This window comes from Flavicella sp., assembly GCF_029238425.1.
Classification (GTDB): domain Bacteria; phylum Bacteroidota; class Bacteroidia; order Flavobacteriales; family Flavobacteriaceae; genus Flavicella.
This window is the reverse complement of the sequence record NZ_JAQWGB010000190.1, coordinates 46,046-67,661: the sequence shown is the minus strand read 5'-3', so window position 1 is coordinate 67,661 and position 21,616 is coordinate 46,046. Positions and strand designations below refer to the sequence as shown.

Sequence of the window (21,616 nt, the reverse complement as noted above, 5' to 3'; positions counted from 1 at the left end):
ATTTCCCATTTATTCTTTAACTATCATTCGTGAATATTTCTTGCTATCTGTACTTACTTTAAGTATATACATACCCTTTGGAATTTCTAAAGAAGTACGTACTACTTGCTTTCCAACTTGTTTTACCCCTTTATCTATGGTTATATTTATGTCTCCTGAATAACTTGTCAATTCGACTAAAACATTGGTTTCCTCTTCTAATTTGTATTGGATCAATAAATCATCTTTAAAAGGAACCGGATACAATTTGATAAACTGAGCTTCTTGATTTTGGAGTGCTGCTATTTCCTCTTCATCTACAACACCATCTGCTGACAATATGATTTGCATAGGCTCTCCATATTCCTGCCAGTCTTGCAAATAAGAATCTACAGCCCCTACCAAAAACGTTTTATTATTGAATTCTTTTTCTTTTAAACTAAAAGACATTAAAGAATACTGCATACTTTCTCCTTGATTTGGCTCTGGATACAACAAATCTAACTCTAGCTTCATATTTTGTAAATACAAGGTTTCTTCTTGCCACAAGGCATTGGTTTCAACAGTGCCTTTCTTAGAACTCAAAACAACTTTTAATAAATCAGCGTTCTCTTCAATTACTAACTCCATAGGGGATACACTCAATACCTTTTGGCCAGACCAATCGTACTTCACCAAACTACCATGCCAGTTTTTCAATAAATCATTCTTCTCAACCAATTTAGTGGCACTTGTATTTTCCTTATTTACAAATTCAGACACTAGCTCTTCCGTATCGGTACTCTTTTGCAAGGAAGCAATCACCTCGCACTCTCTTTTTGTTTGTTTGTTTGATGCTATATAAGCCAGTAAAAGTCTACTGTTTTCTATCGGATTATCTAATAAAAGCTCTATGGCTTTTTCTTCATTTACAGGTGTTCCATACCCAAAATAATAACAGATACCTAAATAATGTGTTGCCATTACATCATTGCTTTTTTGAAACCATGCTATTGCTTTTTGATAATCTTGATCAACTGCAAACCCCTTAAAACACATATAACCAAGTGCAAAAGCTGCTCTAGAATGTCCATTTGAAGTTGCCTTATCAAACCACTCAATTGCTTTTACAAAGTTAATCTCGCAGCCCAATCCATATTTATACATTCTTCCCAGATTATATTGAGCTACAGCAAAACTATTCTTAGCTGCTTCTTCAAAATACCTAAAAGCCAATTCATTATTTTTAGGGACACCTAAACCGTTTAAATGAAACATTGCGATATAATTTTGAGCTTCCACAATCCCCATATCTGCACAAGGTAAAAGCGTATCATACAATTTCTTATAGTCTATTAAAGAAGACTTACTCTCTAAAAGCTTAACAGTATACTGAACACTCTTATCACATTGTGTTTGTTCTTGCGCAGTTATTGTACTCCAGAGCGCCAAGAAAAAAATAAAGTGGGTGTAATTTTTGATCATCTTAAATTTTATTAGTTCCATAGAAAAGTATTGTTATCAACTGCCTTATTTCCTCCAATTTGTATATCCATTTCTTTAGCCATATTTGCAAGCTTCTTTTCAAAACGATAAGTTACAGCACCTAACTTCTGTTGCTGTAATGTTCTATCATAACTATAATAAGACTTTGTTACATCACGTTCTAAATTATAATCGTACACGAGTCTTGTCAATTTATTCTTTTGCTGTTCCTCCAAATTTTGATCTCCTAAAAAGTTTATTATCTGTTCTTTGGTTTTTGAAGAAGCCGATTTGTTAAAATTATGCAACAACAACGTTTCATATTCCTTTAATGTTAATATACCTGCTAAGTCTTTTGCATATCCTAATCTTACTTGATATGGAGTCTTTACCTGAGAATCTCCTATAACCGACAAAGAATACTCAGTAGCTTTTTTCATTTGAAACTTTTGATACGCCTTAATCTCAGCATCCCGTTGAGAAATCAGGTCAAATACTTTTTTGGCTTTCTCATAAGGAATCCCAATTTTTTCTGCATTCTTAAAAAATCGTTGTTCTTCATTTTTTTTCGAAAGGGCTAGCAGCTCGGATTTTCTATTTTCCAAAACTTCTTTTGCTACTACAAAAGGCTTGAAGCTAAACATTGTAATATCCATTGATTTATTGTCATTAGCTGCCTTTTGATAATCCAAAAGAAAACTGGTATAAATATTTTCAAACACTATAGTTTGCGTAATGGAATCTTGACCTACATAATAATTCCCTAAATATTTAAGGGAATTCTCTGCCACACATCTAGACAATTGTTCTTCCAAAATCAAGAAACCTTCACTAGAAACAATATTCTCTAAATGATCTCTATCCCCCGCCTCAAACTGATCTAGTTGTACATAAAATTCATATTCTTTTAACAGCGAGATCAATGAACTTTCTGTGTTTAAGCAATTGCTCTTTTTCATTGAAACTTCAATTGCTTTATTTAAAGGAATTTGTTCCTCTTTCAATATCTTATACCTCTCTTGGATTAATGGGGCCGCTTTTTCTTGCATCGTATAAGGGTCAAAAACATATCGAGCGGCCAAATACCCTTCTTTATCCTCTAATTCCTTAAGTTTATTTATTAGAACAGGTTGATAAGACTTAGGAAATTTATCTATCAAACTGTAGTAAGGTTTATTATTTGATTGTTTTGGCAAAAACTGACTGATCAAAAGGTTGGTTTGTTCTTTTGAGAGCTCTACTAATATTTCTGTAAAACATACTCCATTAATATCTCTTCTTTCATACCAGTCCTCCGTTGTTAAAAAATCTTTTTTCCTTTTTTCAAAGACCAAATTTATTTTTTGCTTTTGGGACTCGTTTAATTTCAATAATGCGTCTAACTTTCTCATATTAAACACCTCATATGTTCTGATGTTTTGACTTGTAATACTTGCCATACATCCTAGCAAAAACAAGCTTATTAAATACTTTCTTTTTTTCATGATTTATCTCTCTTTCATTAACATTAATACCAGGTTATTTGATTTGTTGTTTTGTTTATTGTAAAAATCCGTTCATATCCATTCCTCGTTTCTGAAAGGACTAAAAACAATCCATTATCAGGTGTTTTTTCAAATAGAAGTTTCTTAGAAAATGCAACGGAAGTAGAAACCACTTTCCATTCCTTGTCCCATACCATTAATTTATAGATTTCATCATTTTGGATATCTACTGAGTTATGCTCTTTGCCAAATGGGTTGTATTTACTATTGTTTAAATCAAAACAAAAATTAAAAGAGTCATTATATGCCGGCTTTAGAACTTGAGATTTCCCTTCATTACTCAAGAGAATTGGGTAATGATAATAATGCATCTTATCTCCATCATAAACACTTGGCAAATACACAATTTCCTTTCCAAGATCATCAAACACATAATACTGCTGCTCCTTTAGCGCCCAGTCTACGTTCCTCCATTTACCAAAATTATATACATTGATAAACCCCGTATTGTAGTTTAAATTTGGAAGTGTATTTACTACGATTTCTCCTGTACTAACATATTCTTTAGTAACATCAATTATATTTTTACTTGTCAAAAAAGAAGATGAAGGAATCAAGTTCTCATATCTAAACCCAACAGATTCAGTTTGAATTGAAAATGTTTTTCTAAATACTTTTGCTACTCTTTTTTCCTTTTGTGGGTGATACGCATATGGTAACCCATCTGTATTTCCATAAGAATTACCGTTAAAAGGAATAGAGTTCCCATTCTGATCAATGATAGAATTCCAAAAATGACGGTTGGAAGAAGCTGCATAATGCGGCGTAAAATCAAATGTAACAGCTAAGCCAATAGACCTTCCAGCTAACAGGGCTAAATTTGAAAGATCAGGACAAGCTCCTGCTCTCCTGAATAATAACTGCTTCGGACTCAAAATTGGAATTGGATCTGGTCTATTTGCTAAAAACCGATAATCTTTAAGATTTAAAATAACTTTAGAAATTACCTCAACTGGATCATTAGAACCTGAAACCTCTGCCAAACCACTTTTGAAAATGAATCTATACTCTTCTCTCCAATCCTCCAGAGGCTCTACTAAACTACGATAAGGCAAGATATACTCACAAAAGGTTTCAAAATCATAGTTCTGAGACCATGAGTTACCTCTCCACTCTTCAAACGCCAATTCGATATTCTTGTAAAACAACTTACCATTTAATTCATCCGTATCCATTGCTTCATAAACCTGAGGATGTAAATGAACAGTATCTTTCAACTTATTAAATGCAGCAACGGCAACTTCGATATCAGAATAATTCAATTCAGAAAAAGAAACAATTTCATTTTCATTATTTAGCCATCGATAATTTATTCCTTTATGAATCGACATATTCTTGAATAAAAACAAGGCAGCCTTTTGCTTTTCATTTTTGAAATTGATTCTATAAGTATCAATAACATCTTCAATACCTAAATCAATCTGATTATCAACATTCATTTGACTGTACAAAAAAGTACAAAAAAGGAAAGTAAAAACTTTAAAAAGTAATCTCATTTGTTCTTTAGTCTTGGCACAAAACTATCACAATCCACACAGTATAAACTCACTAATTATAACTAGAACCACCTATCGTTATTTATAATGAAGTAGTAAAACAAAGTAATAAAATCAATTATTTTTAAATAGATATTTACTTTACATTGTAAAGTCTAACCTCTTTAATTCAGCATTTTAAAAACATTATTATAAGAAGTAACAATTCATGCAATAAAATCTAATTGACTAGTTCGATAATTATCAAATCAATTTTATTTCAATTTTATTTTTTGATAATAATGGATAACTACATGAAACAATGGAATAATTTACAAGCACAAATTATGAAATAATCATTTTCAAATAAATCCATAACTTAAGTATCAGTAATGAATAAAACAATAGATTTTTTAAAACAAAACCAAAACATTATACTTTGCTCAATGCTTTTATTTATTTCGTTTCTTGGAAATAAAAATACATTCTTCTCTTCCAAAACATTATTTATTGTTACCCTTGGTTTTTGGGCAATTATCTCCCTAAAAAAAATATATAAGTTTTCTTTAAACTATGTAGACATTCTAATTTTACTATTATTCTCAATCCTTATTCTCCTCCATATCACTTTTGGGTTTGAATCGCATAACAACAAACTCTTTATTTTTGTTCCTTTTTATTTGTTACTCTATGCCACTTTTAGAAGTTATTTCAACAAAACACAACATAAATTTTATTTCTGGACTGTATTATTAATGTGTTTGGCTGGATTGACTCAAGCTGCTGTTGTTTTTTTACAATACAATAAAACAATGACCTCTGGCAATCCTTTTTTCAAGCTTACAGGTACTTTTTATTCGCCAAATATTCTAGGATCTTTTTTAGGAGTATGTCTTACTTCAATATGTTGTATCCTTTTCTTACAAAAACGATATCTCAAAACGAAACATATCCTATTCCTTACAATTCCAGGAATTATTTTAATGTTCTGTTTTATCAATACACAATCTAGAGGAGCTTGGTTGGGCTTTTTAGTTTCTATAGTCACCCTCATGCTAACTTCAAAGAGTTTTAAAACTAGGAGACAATCCTTACATAAACTTACATCTGGAATTCTATTCGGGCTTCTAATTGTTATGATGATTGTGGGTACAAAACTGCTCTACAATTTAAAACCTGATTCCGTAGACGGTAGGCTGTTTGCCGCAAAAATTACAATCACAGAAATCTTAAAAAAGCCTTTGATAGGTCATGGAACCTTTTCATTTGCCAAAGTGTATAATAAATCAAAAGTCGAATATTTTGAAAACAAAGACAGACCGTGGAACGAAATAAAGAATGCAACTTATGAATTTACACCTTTCAATGATTATTTGCTCATTGCAGTTGAATTGGGTATTCCATTTTTAATTCTTTTGATGTTTCTACTTTATTGTTTGTTTATAGCATCCACCATCAACAAGAATACTCGATATGCCATTGCCATTTTGGCGAACCTATTAATATGTGCATTATTTAATAACCTTATAACTAACCTATCCCTTATGACACTATTTTTCCTTGCGTTATCTCTTTTAGCAACCTTCGGAGAATTTCGTAAAACCAAAATAACCATGTCCTTACCTAAAACAATCACACAGATCATACTTTTATTCCTTTGTGTTTTTACTATTAAAGAAATCCATTCCAATAATTCAAATCGAAAAACCTTTAATGAGTTTTACAGCCATAAAGAAAAAAGCAAAATGATTGATTCTATGGTTGTTTTGCACCGAACTTTTGATTCTAACCTGTACCATGATCTAAAACTAGCTAGAATAATGGACAACAATAAGGTTGATGCCATTCCTTTTTTAGAAGAAAGGCTTATACAAACCTCTGCACCTCGTATTGGTCGTGAATTAGCACATTTATATTATCGAAAAGGGAATATCAAACGAACGGAAGAACTTTATAAATTCAATTCGCTAGCAGAACCTTATCGTTATGAAGCAAGAATGGATTTATTAAACTTATACCTAAAAACAAACAATTCATCAAAGGCCAATCATTTGGCTAAAACTATCATAGATTTTCCTGTAAAAGTACCCTCAAAAAAAGTAGATTATTTTAAGCGAAAAGCAAAAAAAGTATTTCAGGAATCAAAAAACAACGTCCAATCAAATCAACTACAGGGAAGCTTATCACGTAACGATGGCTTTAAGTCACGGATCCTAAACAGAAAGTTACCTTTTAGAGTTTACTTACCCCCTACAGAATTTATCACTTCAAAACTTCCAGTTATTTACATACACGATGGAAACTCTTATATCCATGGAGGTAAACTTCCTCAACTTTTAGACAGTCTAATTGCAAACCAGAAAATAAATCCGGTTGTAGCGGTTTTTGTGACGCCTAAAGATTTAAACAACAAACAAGAAAAGATCCGTCAAGAATTGTATTTATGTAACCCAAAATTTGTTGATTTTTTCAAAAAAGAATTTATGCCATTTATTGAAAAAAAATATCCTATCAGTATGCTTAAAAAAGATAGAAGTATGATGGGATATTCATTTGGCGGCTTGGTTTCTGCTTATATTGGCGCACAAGCAACCGATAGTTTTCAAAATATTATAATGCAATCTCCTGCTTTTCACCCCTGTCCAGAAATCTACAACTGCTTTAAATACACGACTAAAAAAGATTTAAACATATATCTAAGCTATGGTACAGGTGACGACACCGAGAATCAAGATCTACCAATGATTAAAATATTAAATGATAAAAACTATAATCTAAAGGTTGATAGAGTTGAAAAAGGCAACCATGACTGGAAAGCTTGGAAACCTCAATTGGAAACCATTTTAATGCATTTTTTCGAACAATCAGACTAATTCCTTTACAAAAGAAAGAGAGTCTATATTAAGAGCTAAGAAACTTTATCTAGATAATCGTTTATTATTTCTTGATTGATGCCACTATATTCCGAGAACTCTTGTGCAGTAATAAATTGGTGAGGTTGTTTGCCGAAGTACACTTTTATTTTATTCAATAGTTTTCTTCCATATCGTTCACTTCTTCCAGTGATGCATTGGATGTCTTTTGGATATATGCAAGCTCTTACTATTTTCATGTTTCTCATACTTTATCCATGCCTTTGGTATGGAGTACATATACTTTATCGGTATTAATAACGTCTTTCGGATTGGGTGCCATGCGAAATTTGAAACCTTACTTAAAAATACGGTGTTTTGTTGAAACTTAAAAACATTTTATCATGGCTAAACAAACAGGTATTATCAAATTAAAAGGAACTATCGGAGATATTTCTTTTTACAAAAGTGGAGATGGACATCTAGCACGTGCAAAAGGCGGTATAGATGGAAAACGAATTGCTTCAGATCCGGCATTCCAAAGAACAAGAGAAAATGGTTCTGAATTTGGAAAAGCCGGTAAGGCAGGAAAATTATTGAGAATTGCGATTCGTACGTTATTACAAAGAGCAAAGGACAAAAGATTGGTTGGTAGACTTACAGCTGCATTACTTAAAATCATCAAAACAGACACTACAAATGCTCGTGGTTTAAGAACTGTACAAGATGGTGTGGTAAGTATGTTGAAGAATTTTGAATTCAATATCAACGCAAAACTTGCCTCTACCTTGTTCGCAAGTTATGTATCTACTTTTGATCGAGTAAGTGGTGATGGTAAATTGAATATCTCGAAATTCATTCCGACAAGTGCAATTGTCGGACCAACAGGAACAACTCATTATCGTATTTCGTTGTGTACAGCTGAATTGGATTTTGAAAATGAAACCTTTACTTCAGAAATAGATGAAACAGGTATAGTGCCTTATGATTCCGTAGAGACTGCAAACATTGAAATTACAACCTCAACAAATGCGAATTCATTATTGCCAATAGTACAGGTGGTGAGTATTGAGTTTTACCAGGAAGTAAATGGAGAGATGTATCCTTTGAAAAACGGATCCTACAATGCTATGGCAGTTACATTAGCAGAAAAAGTCTAGTATGGTATTCACCTTACATAGAACCTATTTAAAGGAGGGCACTCATGGTGCTCTCTTTTATAAAGATATTTTCTTCTGTTTTATCATTGAGCTCCCTTACCTAAATAATATAAAATACAAATCATGTATACCAGAGGGCACTTATACGTTGACACCAAGGTATTCGAAAAAGTTTAAGAACCATCTACTGGTGAATGGTGTAAAAAACAGAAGCTTAATTTTATTGCACCCTGCGAATGATGCTCAAAAAGAACTGAAAGGCTGCCTTGCTCCTGTAAGCTACCTAACAGGTGTTGCAAAAGGACTGTATAGCAAACCTCAGCTTGAAAAGTTAGTTGCTTTGTGTTATCAAGCCTTTGACAAAAAAGAAACCGTACAACTCATTATTAAATCTTAGAACTTATGAAACTACATGAACGATATCAAAAACGAACTCCTTCTTTTTTTAGAAGATTAAGAAATATTGGAATTGCATTGGCAGCTGCTAGTGGAGCTATTTTGGCGGCACCTGTTGTATTACCTGCTGCACTTATAAGTATCGCAACGTATGTTGCTGTTGCAGGAACTGTGGCTACGGCGGTAAGTCAAGCGGTTGTTGAAGGAAAAAATTAGAACCTTATGGACTCAAATCTAAAGGCTGGTTTTTTGGGAGGTACATTTTTTAGTACCGTTTTAGGCATACATACAGAACAACTCATTGCAACAATCGTTTGTGCAGCTATTGGTGCTATTGTAAGTTTTATTGTATCCCTCCTACTTAATATTCTCTGGAAAAAAATAATCCAAAAGTAGCAGGTGATCTTGCTTCTTTTGGATTATTGTCAACGTTTAGTATATGGGCAGTAGGGTATTTGATACAGATGGAGTATTGGTTTGCCACTGAGCCGAGCTAAACTTTTTTATTTAATTTACTTTGTTTAAATATCAAAATTTTAGCTTGGCGGTGTTTCAGATAACCACCAAACTTTCTTAACCCACCGAAAGCCCTATTGGCTATATACAGTATTGTATGCCCATGTCATTTTTCCTTTTGTAGCAGGCTGTGTCGGTTTACCACTGTACGGTTGGCAGACATGCTCTTTGGTAAGTTTTGGATTACGCATTGGCATTGAGCAACTTGGCAATATGTATGACTGAGAAGGGTAAGCATTACAGTATTTCCAAGTCTAAGACCTTCCATTTACTACCATCATTAATAGCTTTTATCTTGCCAAAGCAATTACTCTTTATATTGTGTTTTTCAAGTAAGAATTGAGGAATATAAAAATCACCCATGAAGGCAAAATCTGCACTTAAACTGTTTTTTTCTTCCTCATCTAGCTCGTAATATTCTCTTGTGCCGTAATTCGATTTGTATTTTAGCTCAATTTCTCCAGTCGTAGCTTTTAGTAAGCTATCATTTATTTTTTCCGTTTTATCAATGGTAATAACCTTAAAGCGAACTATTCCTTTCTTCTTATCCTTTTTCGACAAAAGTCGCACCTCTATAAAATCACCTTCACTGGGTCGTAATTCGGTTTCATTGAACCTTACAATTCCATCAATTTTGGAATTGACTACAAAATGGAACAGTGATTTGGAATGATTGACACCATCCACAACAGCGATTTTTGGCTCAATTTCAAATATCGCCTTATTGTTTGGCTCCTTTTGGATATTCACCAACTTGACTCTGAAAGCATCACCATCTTTTTTCCGAATTCTTTTGCCAGATATAAGATCGTTTTTCTTGAAGTCTTTTGGGTTCGATTTAAAGAAGATTTCTTGATTTGAGAAAGTTATTGCATGAATTACATTCTTATCCTGGTTGATGTAATCAACAATCGCATATTCATTTTCAAAAGTTGACCATTTTTCTAATTCCGTGATTCTGTATATAAGTGGATTATATTCTTTAATCTTTTTTGACGGTAGCCAGTAGCTCTTTGAGTCATCAATCTCCTTAGTCGTTTCCTTTAGTTTAAAATTGAGCACCTTACCTAAATTGAGGTTTTTGAGATTGAAAAACTTCTTCAAGGGAGATATTTCTATTCCCTTTCCGTCTGAGAACCCCCATCTTGTTCTTCCTTTTTTATCTTTGAAGCTATCAATATATACAAGTGCAATCCAAGGAAGATCATTGAAAGCGAACTCTTCAGCCATTCCTTTGAGTTCTTTATACTTTTCAGTATTACTACCTTCTACAAGTTTTATTTTTGATGTCAGCTCATCAACATCAGTACCGATTTTCCACTGATTTTTTTGTCTATTTTCTTTATATAGATTTAGCTCGATTCCTGCCTCCTGAATCAAATTTTTCCTTTCGAAAACAACAGCTAACGCTAAACGCACATCCCCAAGGAAATCATCATTTTGTTCAATCAAAGCTGCCTTACAGAGCATTGACAAATGCAGATCTTCATTATTCTTTACTAAGCTTGAAAATTCGTTCCAATAATATGGTTTATCATATAATTCAAGTGCTAGTTCTTTATATATAGTGATTGATTTATCAATATCTCCGTCCTTTTCATATAGGATCGCTAATTCTCTTTTTAGCCATTCATTTTCTGGACACTTATTTACACCTTCTTCATACGCCTTAATCAACCAGTTTAAATCAGTTTCTTGATTTGTTTTTAAATGCTCAAAAGCCTTTTTCACTGCTTTTACACCTATGGACTTATAGGTTTTATCATCCTTTTCAACATCTTTCCAATCATGCGAAGTAAGGAGGCTGGGATTCCACCCCTTGAAAAAATCAAAAAATCTCCAAGCATTTACTTCTGTCATATTTCTTTCTGCAAGACTTAAAATTTTTGAATGCCATTCTGAAGCTGGAGCTATAGAATAATTCTCAACATAAAAATCAAAAGATTTCCATAGTTCATCCCATTGTTTAGTCTTTTGATAATTATAGGTCTTCCAAAAAAACGGTTCTCTTAATAAGTCTATCGTCTCGTAAGAGGAGAAACCCCAGTCTGAACTTTCAAATTTTACCTTATCAATAAATTCAGCAACATCAAATGAATAGTCTTTATCAATTAATTCTCTACAAATCCTAGATATAAGTGAGGGTATATTATTCCCTTCATGTTCAGAGTTTGTCTTATCCTCATATCTCAGATTTCCTGGTCTCCATAGGTTAAAGAAGTTCAATAAATTAAAATCTGAGTGCTCTTTAGAATAGTTAAGCCCAAAGTTTAAAATCATTGAATGGAGCATTGAAGGTCTATCATTTTTAAGATTCATATAGTCCCACAAATACTTTCGTACACTGACAGAATCAAGCGTATTAATTTCAGATTTAATATAACGGTAAATTATCCATCCATAAGATTCATTATGCATGGGTTTTAATTTACCTGATGCTATCAGTTGTTTCATCAGGCTGAATGCCTCTGAATGTTTGTTCGCTTTACTTAAATCTTCTGCTTGCTTTATTTCTTTGTACTGAACATCAATTTTAGGTTTTAGAAACTGTATTTGATTTGAAACTATATCGTCTGATTCATAAAAATCAATTTGGAGAAGCTGATTATAATATTGTTCTGCATTACTAATATCCCCCAAAGAAATGAACTCTTTTACCAGATCAATCAGTACCCATGCTAAAGCTTTCTTAGTCCATTCATCACCTTCACCGTTTCGGAAAATATTGTTAGCAATTCCGGCTCCTTCAAGCAACTTATTGATTTTAGATTGACCTCTTAAATCCTTTGCTTCCTTTCTAATATCAAAGACATCACTATTCTCCATGATTTGATTTTTTTACAAATTCCATCAACTGAACCCATAAATTTTCATCTGAGTATTGCCTCGCAAGGATTGAGCTGATGAAGCCATCACCATTGTAGTTTACATCAAAATCTATACTTTCCTCATTTTCTGAAGAGACACTTACAAAGTCTTTATATGGGTTTTGAATTATACTTTGAATAAAAAGTCCATTTGTATTAAACTGTCTTTCCAAAAGTTCATAAAACTCTCTTCTCCAAGAATCTTTAATTATTGAGAAGTCATTTAGTTTCCGATTTTTTACTAGAATATCCAGTACTAACTTGTTGAAATCTTGGTTATTTCCGCTTTGTATGGTAGGTGCTTTTACCCGAAGCTTTCCATCGTAATAAAATCTGATTTTAACATCATTAGTACCATCGGAAAGTGTATAGACTTGCTGATAATTTGGATGCTCTATGGCTTTAATAGTTAGATTTCTTGAAAAAATCTTGGTTTCAACCGTTTTATAAAGCCCTACTACTAATTCTTTATTATCAGAATCATTCATGTGTATTCGATTCAGAATTTCATTGTCGGAATCTGTAAGTTGCTTATCCTTATCAATTATGACGTAGTAATCCTTTTTTACAGCAGAATCAGTCGCTATATCTTTAAATTCAGTCTTTAGAGTAGGACATATACCTTCATAATTCAATAAATGAATTTTCTCTTTTGCTCTTGTAACCCCTGTATATAACCATTTAAAATAAGAAGCATTAGCTATACCACCATTCCAATCAACATTGAATATCACATTATCCCATTTGTAGGACATAGCTTTATGAACATTCATCGCCCATCCAAACCTTAACAATGCAAGGTTCTTTATTTTGTAGTATTTAGATGAAGGGTTCTTCATCAATTCCCTTTCCAATTCAACCCTGTATTTTCTTTTTATTTTATTGGTCAAAACCCTTAGTTGTCTTTCTTCGGCTTCCAACCTTGTTTTAACTTTTTCTCTTGAATCAAAAAGCTTTTTCAAATCTGATATTTCTAACTCTTTGGACTTGTATTCCTCAGAGTTAATTAAGTTTTGGTATAGAGAAGATTTCTCAAAAGGATTTTTCTCTTGTAGAATTCTTAATTCTCTGTTTAGTAATATTTTGATAGCAATAGTTTCATCTTCTGAGAGTTCTCCTTTGGGATTATTTCGATAATTTTCAAGTGCTAAAAGTTGAACAGTAACCCCTTTTCCCAAAAGTTTTACTGTTAACTCTCTTAATTTGAGTTCCACAGTTTTACTACTCTTCAATTCAACTTTTTCTATCGAAGAATCTCCACTTGATTCGCAAATAAAAAACTGACCATTATATACCTTTTGAGGCTTCGAAAAGGGGTTATCAACCTCTTCAGTACTGATATTGTTGTTTAAAAGAAGTAAGTCGCCAATAGATAAATCCTCACTGTTTTGAAGGATAACTTTTTTAATCCATAAATTTACCTTTTGCGACTCTTCATTTGTATAGGTCAAAAATTTGACATCAATTGAATTATCAAAGTATTGCTTTATAATTGACTTAACCTCTTCCTTTTCGGTGTGATAAAAACTCTTAGAAAAACTGAATGCCAATCTATTAAACAGGTTTTGACGTAAACCTGACACACAAGAAAGGGCATTGTCCAAGATTATATTTCTATCAGGATTATCATCTAACTGAAAAGCTCGTACTTGTAACTCGTATTTTTCATTTAGATATGTGGTTGACAATGGATTTTCATTTGGTTTACCCAATGAAATTTGATAACAATCCCCTATAAAAATGACCTTTCTTTTTGATTCACTTATATTCAAGAACTTTATGAAGTCTTTTAGCAAATAACCTGAACCAAACCTTAAATCCATGGATTGGTGGTAGCTATCTGAAATTAATTGAGATTCATCAATAATAAACAGTGCATTATCTTCATTATCAGACCTTTTCAAGGGAACAATATCAATTCTATTTTTTTCTTTGTCATCTTGTTCAGTATCATCATCACCTTCTTCATGTTCTGAAATTTGATTGCCACCATATATGTAAGAATATAGGCTGCCTATATCATCAATTTTACTAACAAGATTATTGGCGATTCTACTTGATGGAGCCAGAATCTCAACTTGTGATATTCCGTTTTCAAATGATAAATCTTTTAAAAATGGAATCAAATGTGTTTTGCCACTATTAGATGTACCTTGGAGAATAAAAACTCTCTCTTCATCTTCCTTTAAAAAAGAACGAAACTCGCTAAGTGCAGATTTCTGATCAATTCTTAGCCCTTCAAAGTTGAGTTCAGATGCTTCGTTGATGTATTCAAATGTTTTACCATAAGATTCTTCTAAATCAAATGTGTCTGCTTCAAAAACGTTCATGAAACTTTGATATGAATCTCTTTTTAAGTTTACCTCCTTATCATTAACATCAATGATGTCCTTGATCTTCTCTAAGTAATTTCCATGATGTATGATTTTGAAATTCACTTCATCTTCTGGAGGAATCTCACCGTTTAGATGAATTTCTTTCTGAAAACAGACAATTCTAACTGTATGCCCAGGGTTGAAGTAGTTGTCTTTTGCCAGTTTTGACTCTATACTTGACTTAAACACATCATAAAATCTTTTGCGTTGTGTTTTAAGTTGACAATAAGGGTTGATAGAACTTCCTCCTTTAACCATTTCTCCGTTACTGTCAGTCCATCTTCCATAAAGAATATCGGAAGTTCTAGGCAAAGTGATTTCGCCACCAAAATTTTTGAAATCTATAATACAGACAACATTTTGTGTTATCAGAAGAGCGTCAATTTGCAATCGGTTTTCAACAGTGCACTGAGAATTGCCTACCAATAAGCCGTCCATATTATATTTCTCAAACATTTGAGAAAGGTTCTTTGCAAACTCCCTAAAAAACGAGTTTTCGTAACTTTTTGCTGCTATACCTCTTCGGACTTCTAACATAATTTTATTTTCGAGCGTTGGCTAAAAAACAGCTTTTTTGGTTTTTTCAGCGTTTGCCAGTGTGTCGGCAAAAACCAAATGTGCTATTTGTGCGGTGGCTCTTTTTTCGCATGGCATACAACACGTAATAATGTTATATCACGTAGCGTTTTACCGTTTTATTAGTGGATTAAGTACACTAAACGTGCGCTATTCACACCAAACTTAATGATTTTTTTATTTCTTTTTTTATTTTTTTAGCAAAAAGAACAATACCATGCTTTTAAAAATTTAAGGGCTATATGGCTGCTTAAAAAAACAAAGCCAAACAACCGCAACGCTGATTAAAAAAAAACACATGCCATTTTTGTTTGGTGTGTTTTTTTGTGCAGTAACCTTGCTTAAAATTTTAAAAGCCGATGCCTCCGGCAGGAAGGGGGATGCTTGCGAATAGCAAGGGGGCAACGCCCAGGACGTGGGGCAAAAACAAAAAAGCGGGGAAGGGTGATCAATGGAGTATAAACGGGAGTTATGAATGTAATGGTTTGTTGGATTGACATTAAGAAACCTCAGCCGCAAAGAAGCCTGTGAGACTTTTGTTTTTGCCCCCGAGGGGCGTGCCCTATAAGAAAGTAGCGCCGATTTATTTTTTGTGACGAAATAATCAAGTTTAGTAATCAGTGGTTTTGAAAAATAAAGGGAGGTGCGTCCGAACGACTTTAGGAGAGAGACCGCTTAACCCCGAATTGGCGTACGGAACTAACACACTGCTTACTTGCCGAAAATATGCCGATAGAAATGAACTGAATGGAATGGCTTTTTGCTTTTTTTGGTACGACCCTGCAACAGGCTCAGGGTACGAGATTAGTATAATTTAAAATACCAGTTGTTGTAATTTCGAAAAAAGGAATGTGCCATGGGTGCGTAACCTAACAGGTATTAATTCAGCAAGATTTTATTACGGAGGATTTGATTGTATTTACATGACGAGAACGACAGCTCTTTGGAGTTGAGGAGTGAGGTACGAATGGAGCAAGCTGCAATGTGCTGGCAACTAAAACCACATTCATACTAAAAGATTTTGACTTAGCATAAAAACCTAGAGGCATTTTTATATTTTTGAATAAATATAATTTCAAGAAATAGACAAAAGTGTATGGATGTAACTAAATATAAAGAAAACCTAAATGGTAATTCATCTAAACAACTAAAACTAGAAATTAAAAAGACAATTAACTTGTTAGGAGATGAAATCAGGGGGGAATTCTTAGATAAAAACAAATTAGAGACACTGCAAAAAGAAATTGAAGCTAATTATGTTGATGGAAATGTAGAGGAGCATTTTAGGCGTGAGAAAGATGATATTCGAATAAAACTATTTAATTACGACAATCCTATTGCTGAAAAGACGGTAAATGGTGTAAACTTAAGAATTGCAGAAGGCTTAATCAGGAACAAGGAGAAAACTTATCTTTTGTATGCAGATGGCTCAATGGTTGGTGAATTTTATGTCATTAGTGATATTAAGAAAATCATTAAATATATTGAGGATAACTTAATTAATGTTTTTAGACTGATAAACAAATAGTTTTACTAGAATAAAGGGAAGAGAATTTTCAAATATTGAATATTCAAAATGCTCATCAGGCTTTCAAGTAAGTATTGATTAATAAGAGAATTTAACCAACACACTATCAATAAAGAGATTTTTGTCTTTTTATTGAGAAATGCTAAATGTATTTTCGCAAAACTTTATATCTTTAGCTGAAAAAATTCAAAGATAAATGGTTACAACTATTGAGTATGAAGATGCTTCTCCGAATCCAGAGCATTTAATCAAATCAATTGCGGAACAAGGCTACACTCTTGAAACGGCACTTGCTGATTTATTAGATAATTCGATATCTGCTAAGGCTGGTAATATTGAAATAATGTCAAGTAACACAGGTGATACATTAAAGGTTTTTATAACCGATAATGGAATAGGAATGAACGAAGTTCATCTTTCTGAAAACATGATGTTCCCAAGTAAAAGTGTAGAAAACAAACGTGAAGTCACAGATCTTGGACGTTTTGGTTTAGGAATGAAAACAGCTTCTTTTTCACAAACCAGAAAATTTACTGTACTTTCAAGAGAAAAAGGAACTGATAAATTTCATGGGAGAACCTGGGATGTTAATTATTTGAAAAAGTGTGGAAAATGGCGTATTATAGTAAATAATCAAACAGAAATATTAGAGTTACTGCAAGAATACAATGAGGTGTCAAAAAATCACCTAAAGGCATTTGATAATTACGCACCAAATACAATTGTTATATGGGATGGCTTATACAAGTTTGAAAATTATCTCAATCCAGATAATCAATACAAACATTTCAAAGAACAAATAAACACAGTTACTTCCGAATATTTAGGTATTGTCTTTCATAAATTCATGAACCTGACTACAGGAGCTATATCTATACGGATCAATAATGAGAGAGTTGAAGCATTTGACCCATTTATTTCTACAAACGGCGATGTAGCAAGAGGCCTAGGTGAAAAAGAAATGAAATTCGGGGAAGATGTATTGAGAATGAATGCATATGTATTACCTGTTGAAGCTACTGAAAATGAAGATTCATGGACTACGCAAAAAAAAAACTTAATGGATCTAGAAGGACTCTATATCTATAGAGGGAATCGGATTATTTTTTTTGGAGGTTGGAATGGTATTATAAAAAAGGAGACAAAACTTAAGCTAGCAAGATTAAAAATTGAATTTGAGAATATAAATGATGATAAGTTACAGTTGAATGTTGCTAAATCAAAAATTGAAATACCTTATGAATTAAAAACAGGTGTACTTAGGTATTTAATAGAGCTAAGAGAACAAGCTAAAAAGGAATATAACAATAGAGGGTTAAAGCAAAGGAGAACTGTTGACCATAGTAATATTGATTTATTAAAAAGAATACAGACAACAAAAGGAGTATTCTATTCTATCAATGATGAATTTCCTTTATTAAATGAAATCAACGATATTTTAAATAGTTCTCAAAAGAAAAAGTTACACATTTTATTACGAGCTATAAATCATACTATCAATAAACAACGACATGTTGATACTGATTTTATAGAATATTTTGAAGAAGCTGAGCCAATAGATGAAGATGTATTAAAACTTACGATAATTAATGTGTTAAAAAAAGGTGTTAAAAAATCTGATATTTACAACCTGATATTGAAGGGACTTGGATTCACAAACGAAAACATCCCCGATAAAATTGCAAAATTACTAATAGAATAAAAACCGCTATGATTGAACAAATTATTGAATATATTGATAATGAAAAAAAACAAGTACTAAAAGAAGGAGGATTAATTAAAGAAGATTTTTATTCTGCAGTACTAAAAGAAAAAACAAAAGAATTTATCAGAACACTGAGTCAATATTTCCTTAGTTATGCTGAGGTATTAAATACGGGAGGATTTGATGAGAAATATTCAATTGCAGAAAGACAGCATAGAGCTAAAACACCTTTGACAATTGAAAAAAGCAGTACTTTAAAGAAGAAGTTTCCGGAATGGCTAACTAATGAAAGACAAAAAAAAATTGGATGGGGGGATGATTCTAGTGAAACATACCGAGAACGATATTTTAAGTACTTAAAAAAAATAGGTAGATCTGAAACCATTATATCCGAAACAGAAGACTCTACATTAAATATTGTCAAGAACTTGGGAGACCCAACGAGTGAGAAAGAATTCTACAAAAAAGGTATGGTTGTAGGTAGTGTACAATCTGGAAAAACGGCCAACTTTAATGGAGTTATTAATAGTGCTATCGACACAGGGTATAAGATGATTATAGTATTGTCTGGTCTGATGGAAGATCTTAGAATACAAACACAAAAGAGAATTGAGTTAGATGTTTTAGGACCCAAAAGAGCAGGTGGTATAGCTGTTGGAGTAGGCGAAATATATAATGTCGAAAATAACGTTATTTCCTCTGTTACATCGATAGAAAGTGATTTTAACAGAAGTTTACTGAAAGCAGATTTTGACAAATACAATACAACAAATATTTTAATTTGTAAAAAAAACGTATACATCCTAAGGAATATACTCTTGTGGTTAAACGAATCAATCTCAGAAGAACACCCCAAAATAAACTTACCAATTTTAATAATTGATGATGAAGCGGACAATGCGTCATTAAATAATTTAGGGTTCAAAGGGAAAGAATTTGCTACAAGAACAAACAAAGAAATCCGTTCTATATTAGAACTTTTTACTAGAAAATCATATTTGGGATATACTGCTACACCTTTCGCAAATGTGTTACAAGATAGAAACGAAATACCAGAAACCAAAAATAAATTTACACATAAAAAGGAGAGTTATGAATTTGACATGGTGGATAATCTTTTCCCAGATGATTTTATAGAACTTTTATATCCGCCATCAAATTATTTAGGGATTAAACATTTTTTTGACACAAGGATAGAAAAAAAGAACAAAAAGGGTGAGATTGAAAACTTAAAGATAGAAAGTATCGTTGCAAGACCTATTGACATTGATGATCCTAATTACTATTTGCAAATACCACCTAGGTTTGATAAAGAAAATGATTTCCCAACAATAGCAAAAAAAGCAGGTACAAGAGCAGCAAATTTAAGAGATAACTATCCTAATGAACAAGACGGAATACCAAAATCTCTAAAAGAAGCTATTCAGTGTTTTATTTTAAGTATTGCTATTAGGCTAAATCGAGAGTCTGAATTAAAACAAACACCTTTTTATCACAAACACCATACAATGTTGATTCATATATCATTGTTTGCTAGTTGGCAAGACCGTTTAAAAAGATTAGTAGAAAAATATGTAAATGAATTAACTGAAAATTTAAATAATGATGGTTTAGATGCTCCTGTTTGGTTGGAGTTTGAACGTGTTTGGAATAAGCATTATGCGTATATAGTAAACAATATTAGAAATCATTTGAGTAGTGAATATGATGACCCTTATTTAACACCACAAGATTTTCATAAAGACATTAAAGTATTATTAACCGAAGCGGTTAAAAACATCGAGATTCCTTCAGTTAATTCTAAATCTGGAGAGAATTTAATATATGGAGATGAACCAAAAAAATATATCGCAATTGGAGGTAATAGACTTTCAAGAGGGTTTACATTAGAGGGATTAACAGTCAATTATTTTTTAAGAAAAGCAAATACTATCGATACTTTGATGCAGATGGGTAGATGGTTTGGTTACCGACCTGGCTATATAGATTGTTGCAAGTTATTTACAACAACAGACAATATAGAGAAGTTCAACCAGGCATCTTTAACAATGGAGGATCTTGAAGAAAAATTCAATTACTTATCGAAACTTGATGATAGAACACCACGTGATTATACATTATGGATACAAAACAATCCTGATGTGATTAAACTAACACGAACAAATTTCTTAAAAGGGTTAACAATTAAAAATTTAGATTTTAGTGATACCGTTCAACAATCTACACAGTTTAAAATTGATAGAAATTTAATAGAAAATTCTGAAGAAAACTTAAAAAAACATATTAATAATTTTATTTGGGATGACTCTATTGATGGGTTTTTAACATATGATACTGACCAAGAAGGGTTAAAAGAGTTCTTAGCCCTACCAAATACAATGTTAAATTTGGACACAAATGGATTAGACGAATATTTAGACAGTTGTGCAGATAAAAACAAATTATTGAAGTGGAAAATTGCCCTTAAAGTGATTTCAAAAAAGACAAGTGAAGTATTTACTTTTGACAGTAATGGAAAAACGTATGAAGTCCCTATGATAAAAAGATCTGGACCTACAATCGGAAAAGATCCTGAAAATAATCCAAATAGGAATTTTGTTTCCTTAATCGATAATAATATTTTCAAAGCTAGAAATAGTACAATCATAAGTCCTTCTGATTTTTCAGTAACACTATCTAAAGATGAAAAAGAAAAGGCAGAGAAAATATTTAAAAGTAGAAAAGACAATGAAAAAAAATCGGTACCCGATAGTGCGTACCGTGAACAAATGGATGAGAGTACTGGATTGTTAGTTGTGTATTTAATGAGTTTAAAGGATGTTTTCCATATAAAAAAATCAGGAAAAATTAGTTTAGAAGAAATAGAACTAACAAATCAAAGGCTAACAGAATACAAACTAAGAAACAACTTAAATGAGGTTGAAGACTTGCCTCTCATAGGGTGCGCCTTAGGTTTCCCTAAAGTTAGTGGAGTTAGTGGAGGTGTTTATATTACTAAACATGAATTCCCAGAAATTAAAGACATGACGCTAGATGAATTAAAAACATATGTAGTAGAGCAAGGTTATGATATTGATGTTGAAGACCTAGACTGGACGAAAAAAACTTTGTTAAAAGAGATTGAAGAATTTGACAAGGAGATTGAAGAAGAATATCAACTAAGTGAACAATAGCCCAAA

General features: G+C 32.3%; 14 protein-coding genes. 8 read left to right on the top strand and 6 right to left on the bottom strand.

What is annotated here, in order from left to right:
* Window positions 1-9: 9 nt before the first annotated feature.
* Genes P8H68_RS12930 through P8H68_RS12920 form a run of 3 tightly spaced genes read right to left on the bottom strand, consistent with a single transcriptional unit; the run spans window position 10 to window position 4,426 of the window.
* A complete protein-coding gene (locus P8H68_RS12930) occupies window positions 10-1,443 on the bottom strand; it encodes a T9SS type A sorting domain-containing protein (RefSeq protein WP_300325950.1) in 1,434 nt (477 codons plus the stop codon).
* 11 nt (window positions 1,444-1,454) lie between these two features.
* Window positions 1,455-2,927, bottom strand: a complete 1,473-nt coding sequence (locus P8H68_RS12925) for a hypothetical protein (protein ID WP_300325947.1) — start codon at window positions 2,925-2,927, stop codon at window positions 1,455-1,457.
* Window positions 2,928-2,950: 23 nt separating this feature from the next.
* A complete protein-coding gene (locus P8H68_RS12920; protein ID WP_300325944.1) occupies window positions 2,951-4,426 on the bottom strand; it encodes a hypothetical protein in 1,476 nt (491 codons plus the stop codon).
* A gap of 716 nt (window positions 4,427-5,142) precedes the next feature.
* Here P8H68_RS12920 and P8H68_RS12915 point away from each other — a divergent pair.
* Entirely contained in the window at window positions 5,143-7,335 is a 2,193-nt protein-coding gene (locus tag P8H68_RS12915) for an alpha/beta hydrolase-fold protein (RefSeq protein ID WP_300325941.1), read from the top strand.
* Window positions 7,336-7,370: 35 nt separating this feature from the next.
* Here the strand turns inward: P8H68_RS12915 and P8H68_RS12910 are convergent, their stop codons facing one another.
* Window positions 7,371-7,574, bottom strand: coding sequence for a hypothetical protein (locus tag P8H68_RS12910; protein WP_300325939.1), 204 nt, complete (start codon window positions 7,572-7,574; stop codon window positions 7,371-7,373).
* A 144-nt stretch (window positions 7,575-7,718) separates the two neighbouring features.
* Here P8H68_RS12910 and P8H68_RS12905 point away from each other — a divergent pair, with 144 nt between their 5' ends.
* The 4 genes from P8H68_RS12905 to P8H68_RS12890 are packed head-to-tail and all read left to right on the top strand — an operon-like array spanning window position 7,719 to window position 9,266.
* Window positions 7,719-8,474, top strand: coding sequence for a hypothetical protein (locus tag P8H68_RS12905; RefSeq protein ID WP_300325936.1), 756 nt, complete (start codon window positions 7,719-7,721; stop codon window positions 8,472-8,474).
* Between the two features lies 1 nt (window position 8,475).
* On the top strand, window positions 8,476-8,871 hold the full coding sequence (locus P8H68_RS12900) for a DUF5675 family protein (RefSeq protein WP_300325933.1): 396 nt from the start codon (window positions 8,476-8,478) through the stop codon (window positions 8,869-8,871).
* Between the two features lie 5 nt (window positions 8,872-8,876).
* The gene (locus tag P8H68_RS12895) at window positions 8,877-9,086 is read left to right on the top strand and encodes a hypothetical protein (RefSeq protein WP_300325930.1); all 210 of its coding nucleotides are present in this window, start codon (window positions 8,877-8,879) and stop codon (window positions 9,084-9,086) included.
* A gap of 6 nt (window positions 9,087-9,092) precedes the next feature.
* The gene (locus P8H68_RS12890; protein WP_300325928.1) at window positions 9,093-9,266 is read left to right on the top strand and encodes a hypothetical protein; all 174 of its coding nucleotides are present in this window, start codon (window positions 9,093-9,095) and stop codon (window positions 9,264-9,266) included.
* A 357-nt stretch (window positions 9,267-9,623) separates the two neighbouring features.
* Here the strand turns inward: P8H68_RS12890 and P8H68_RS12885 are convergent, their stop codons facing one another.
* Together P8H68_RS12885 and P8H68_RS12880 are read right to left on the bottom strand one after the other, a co-directional pair.
* The gene (locus P8H68_RS12885; RefSeq protein WP_300325925.1) at window positions 9,624-12,212 is read right to left on the bottom strand and encodes a hypothetical protein; all 2,589 of its coding nucleotides are present in this window, start codon (window positions 12,210-12,212) and stop codon (window positions 9,624-9,626) included.
* Entirely contained in the window at window positions 12,202-15,084 is a 2,883-nt protein-coding gene (locus P8H68_RS12880) for an ATP-dependent helicase (protein WP_300325922.1), read from the bottom strand. The genes P8H68_RS12885 and P8H68_RS12880 overlap by 11 nt, the downstream gene beginning before the upstream one ends.
* A gap of 1,216 nt (window positions 15,085-16,300) precedes the next feature.
* Between P8H68_RS12880 and P8H68_RS12875 the strand changes: the two genes are divergently transcribed.
* The 3 genes from P8H68_RS12875 (at window position 16,301) to P8H68_RS12865 (ending at window position 21,610) form a co-directional block, all read left to right on the top strand.
* Complete coding sequence (locus P8H68_RS12875) at window positions 16,301-16,732, top strand: hypothetical protein (RefSeq protein ID WP_300325919.1); 432 nt, start codon at window positions 16,301-16,303, stop codon at window positions 16,730-16,732.
* 196 nt (window positions 16,733-16,928) lie between these two features.
* Entirely contained in the window at window positions 16,929-18,434 is a 1,506-nt protein-coding gene (locus tag P8H68_RS12870) for an ATP-binding protein (protein ID WP_300325916.1), read from the top strand.
* 8 nt (window positions 18,435-18,442) lie between these two features.
* Window positions 18,443-21,610, top strand: a complete 3,168-nt coding sequence (locus P8H68_RS12865) for a Z1 domain-containing protein (protein ID WP_300325913.1) — start codon at window positions 18,443-18,445, stop codon at window positions 21,608-21,610.
* Window positions 21,611-21,616 lie beyond the last annotated feature (6 nt).

Bases quoted from the DNA above. Each gene is read 5' to 3' on its own strand.
- P8H68_RS12920 (WP_300325944.1), bottom strand. From the start codon at position 4,426: ATGAATGTTGATAATCAGATTGATTTAGGTATTGAAGATGTTATTGAT.
- P8H68_RS12905 (WP_300325936.1), top strand. From the start codon at position 7,719: ATGGCTAAACAAACAGGTATTATCAAATTAAAAGGAACTATCGGAGAT.
- P8H68_RS12900 (WP_300325933.1), top strand. From the start codon at position 8,476: ATGGTATTCACCTTACATAGAACCTATTTAAAGGAGGGCACTCATGGT.
- P8H68_RS12890 (WP_300325928.1), top strand. From the start codon at position 9,093: ATGGACTCAAATCTAAAGGCTGGTTTTTTGGGAGGTACATTTTTTAGT.
- P8H68_RS12870 (WP_300325916.1), top strand. From the start codon at position 16,929: ATGGTTACAACTATTGAGTATGAAGATGCTTCTCCGAATCCAGAGCAT.
- P8H68_RS12925 (WP_300325947.1), bottom strand. From the start codon at position 2,927: ATGAAAAAAAGAAAGTATTTAATAAGCTTGTTTTTGCTAGGATGTATG.
- P8H68_RS12875 (WP_300325919.1), top strand. From the start codon at position 16,301: ATGGATGTAACTAAATATAAAGAAAACCTAAATGGTAATTCATCTAAA.
- P8H68_RS12895 (WP_300325930.1), top strand. From the start codon at position 8,877: ATGAAACTACATGAACGATATCAAAAACGAACTCCTTCTTTTTTTAGA.
- P8H68_RS12865 (WP_300325913.1), top strand. From the start codon at position 18,443: ATGATTGAACAAATTATTGAATATATTGATAATGAAAAAAAACAAGTA.
- P8H68_RS12880 (WP_300325922.1), bottom strand. From the start codon at position 15,084: ATGTTTGAGAAATATAATATGGACGGCTTATTGGTAGGCAATTCTCAG.
- P8H68_RS12885 (WP_300325925.1), bottom strand. From the start codon at position 12,212: ATGGAGAATAGTGATGTCTTTGATATTAGAAAGGAAGCAAAGGATTTA.
- P8H68_RS12930 (WP_300325950.1), bottom strand. From the start codon at position 1,443: ATGATCAAAAATTACACCCACTTTATTTTTTTCTTGGCGCTCTGGAGT.
- P8H68_RS12910 (WP_300325939.1), bottom strand. From the start codon at position 7,574: ATGAAAATAGTAAGAGCTTGCATATATCCAAAAGACATCCAATGCATC.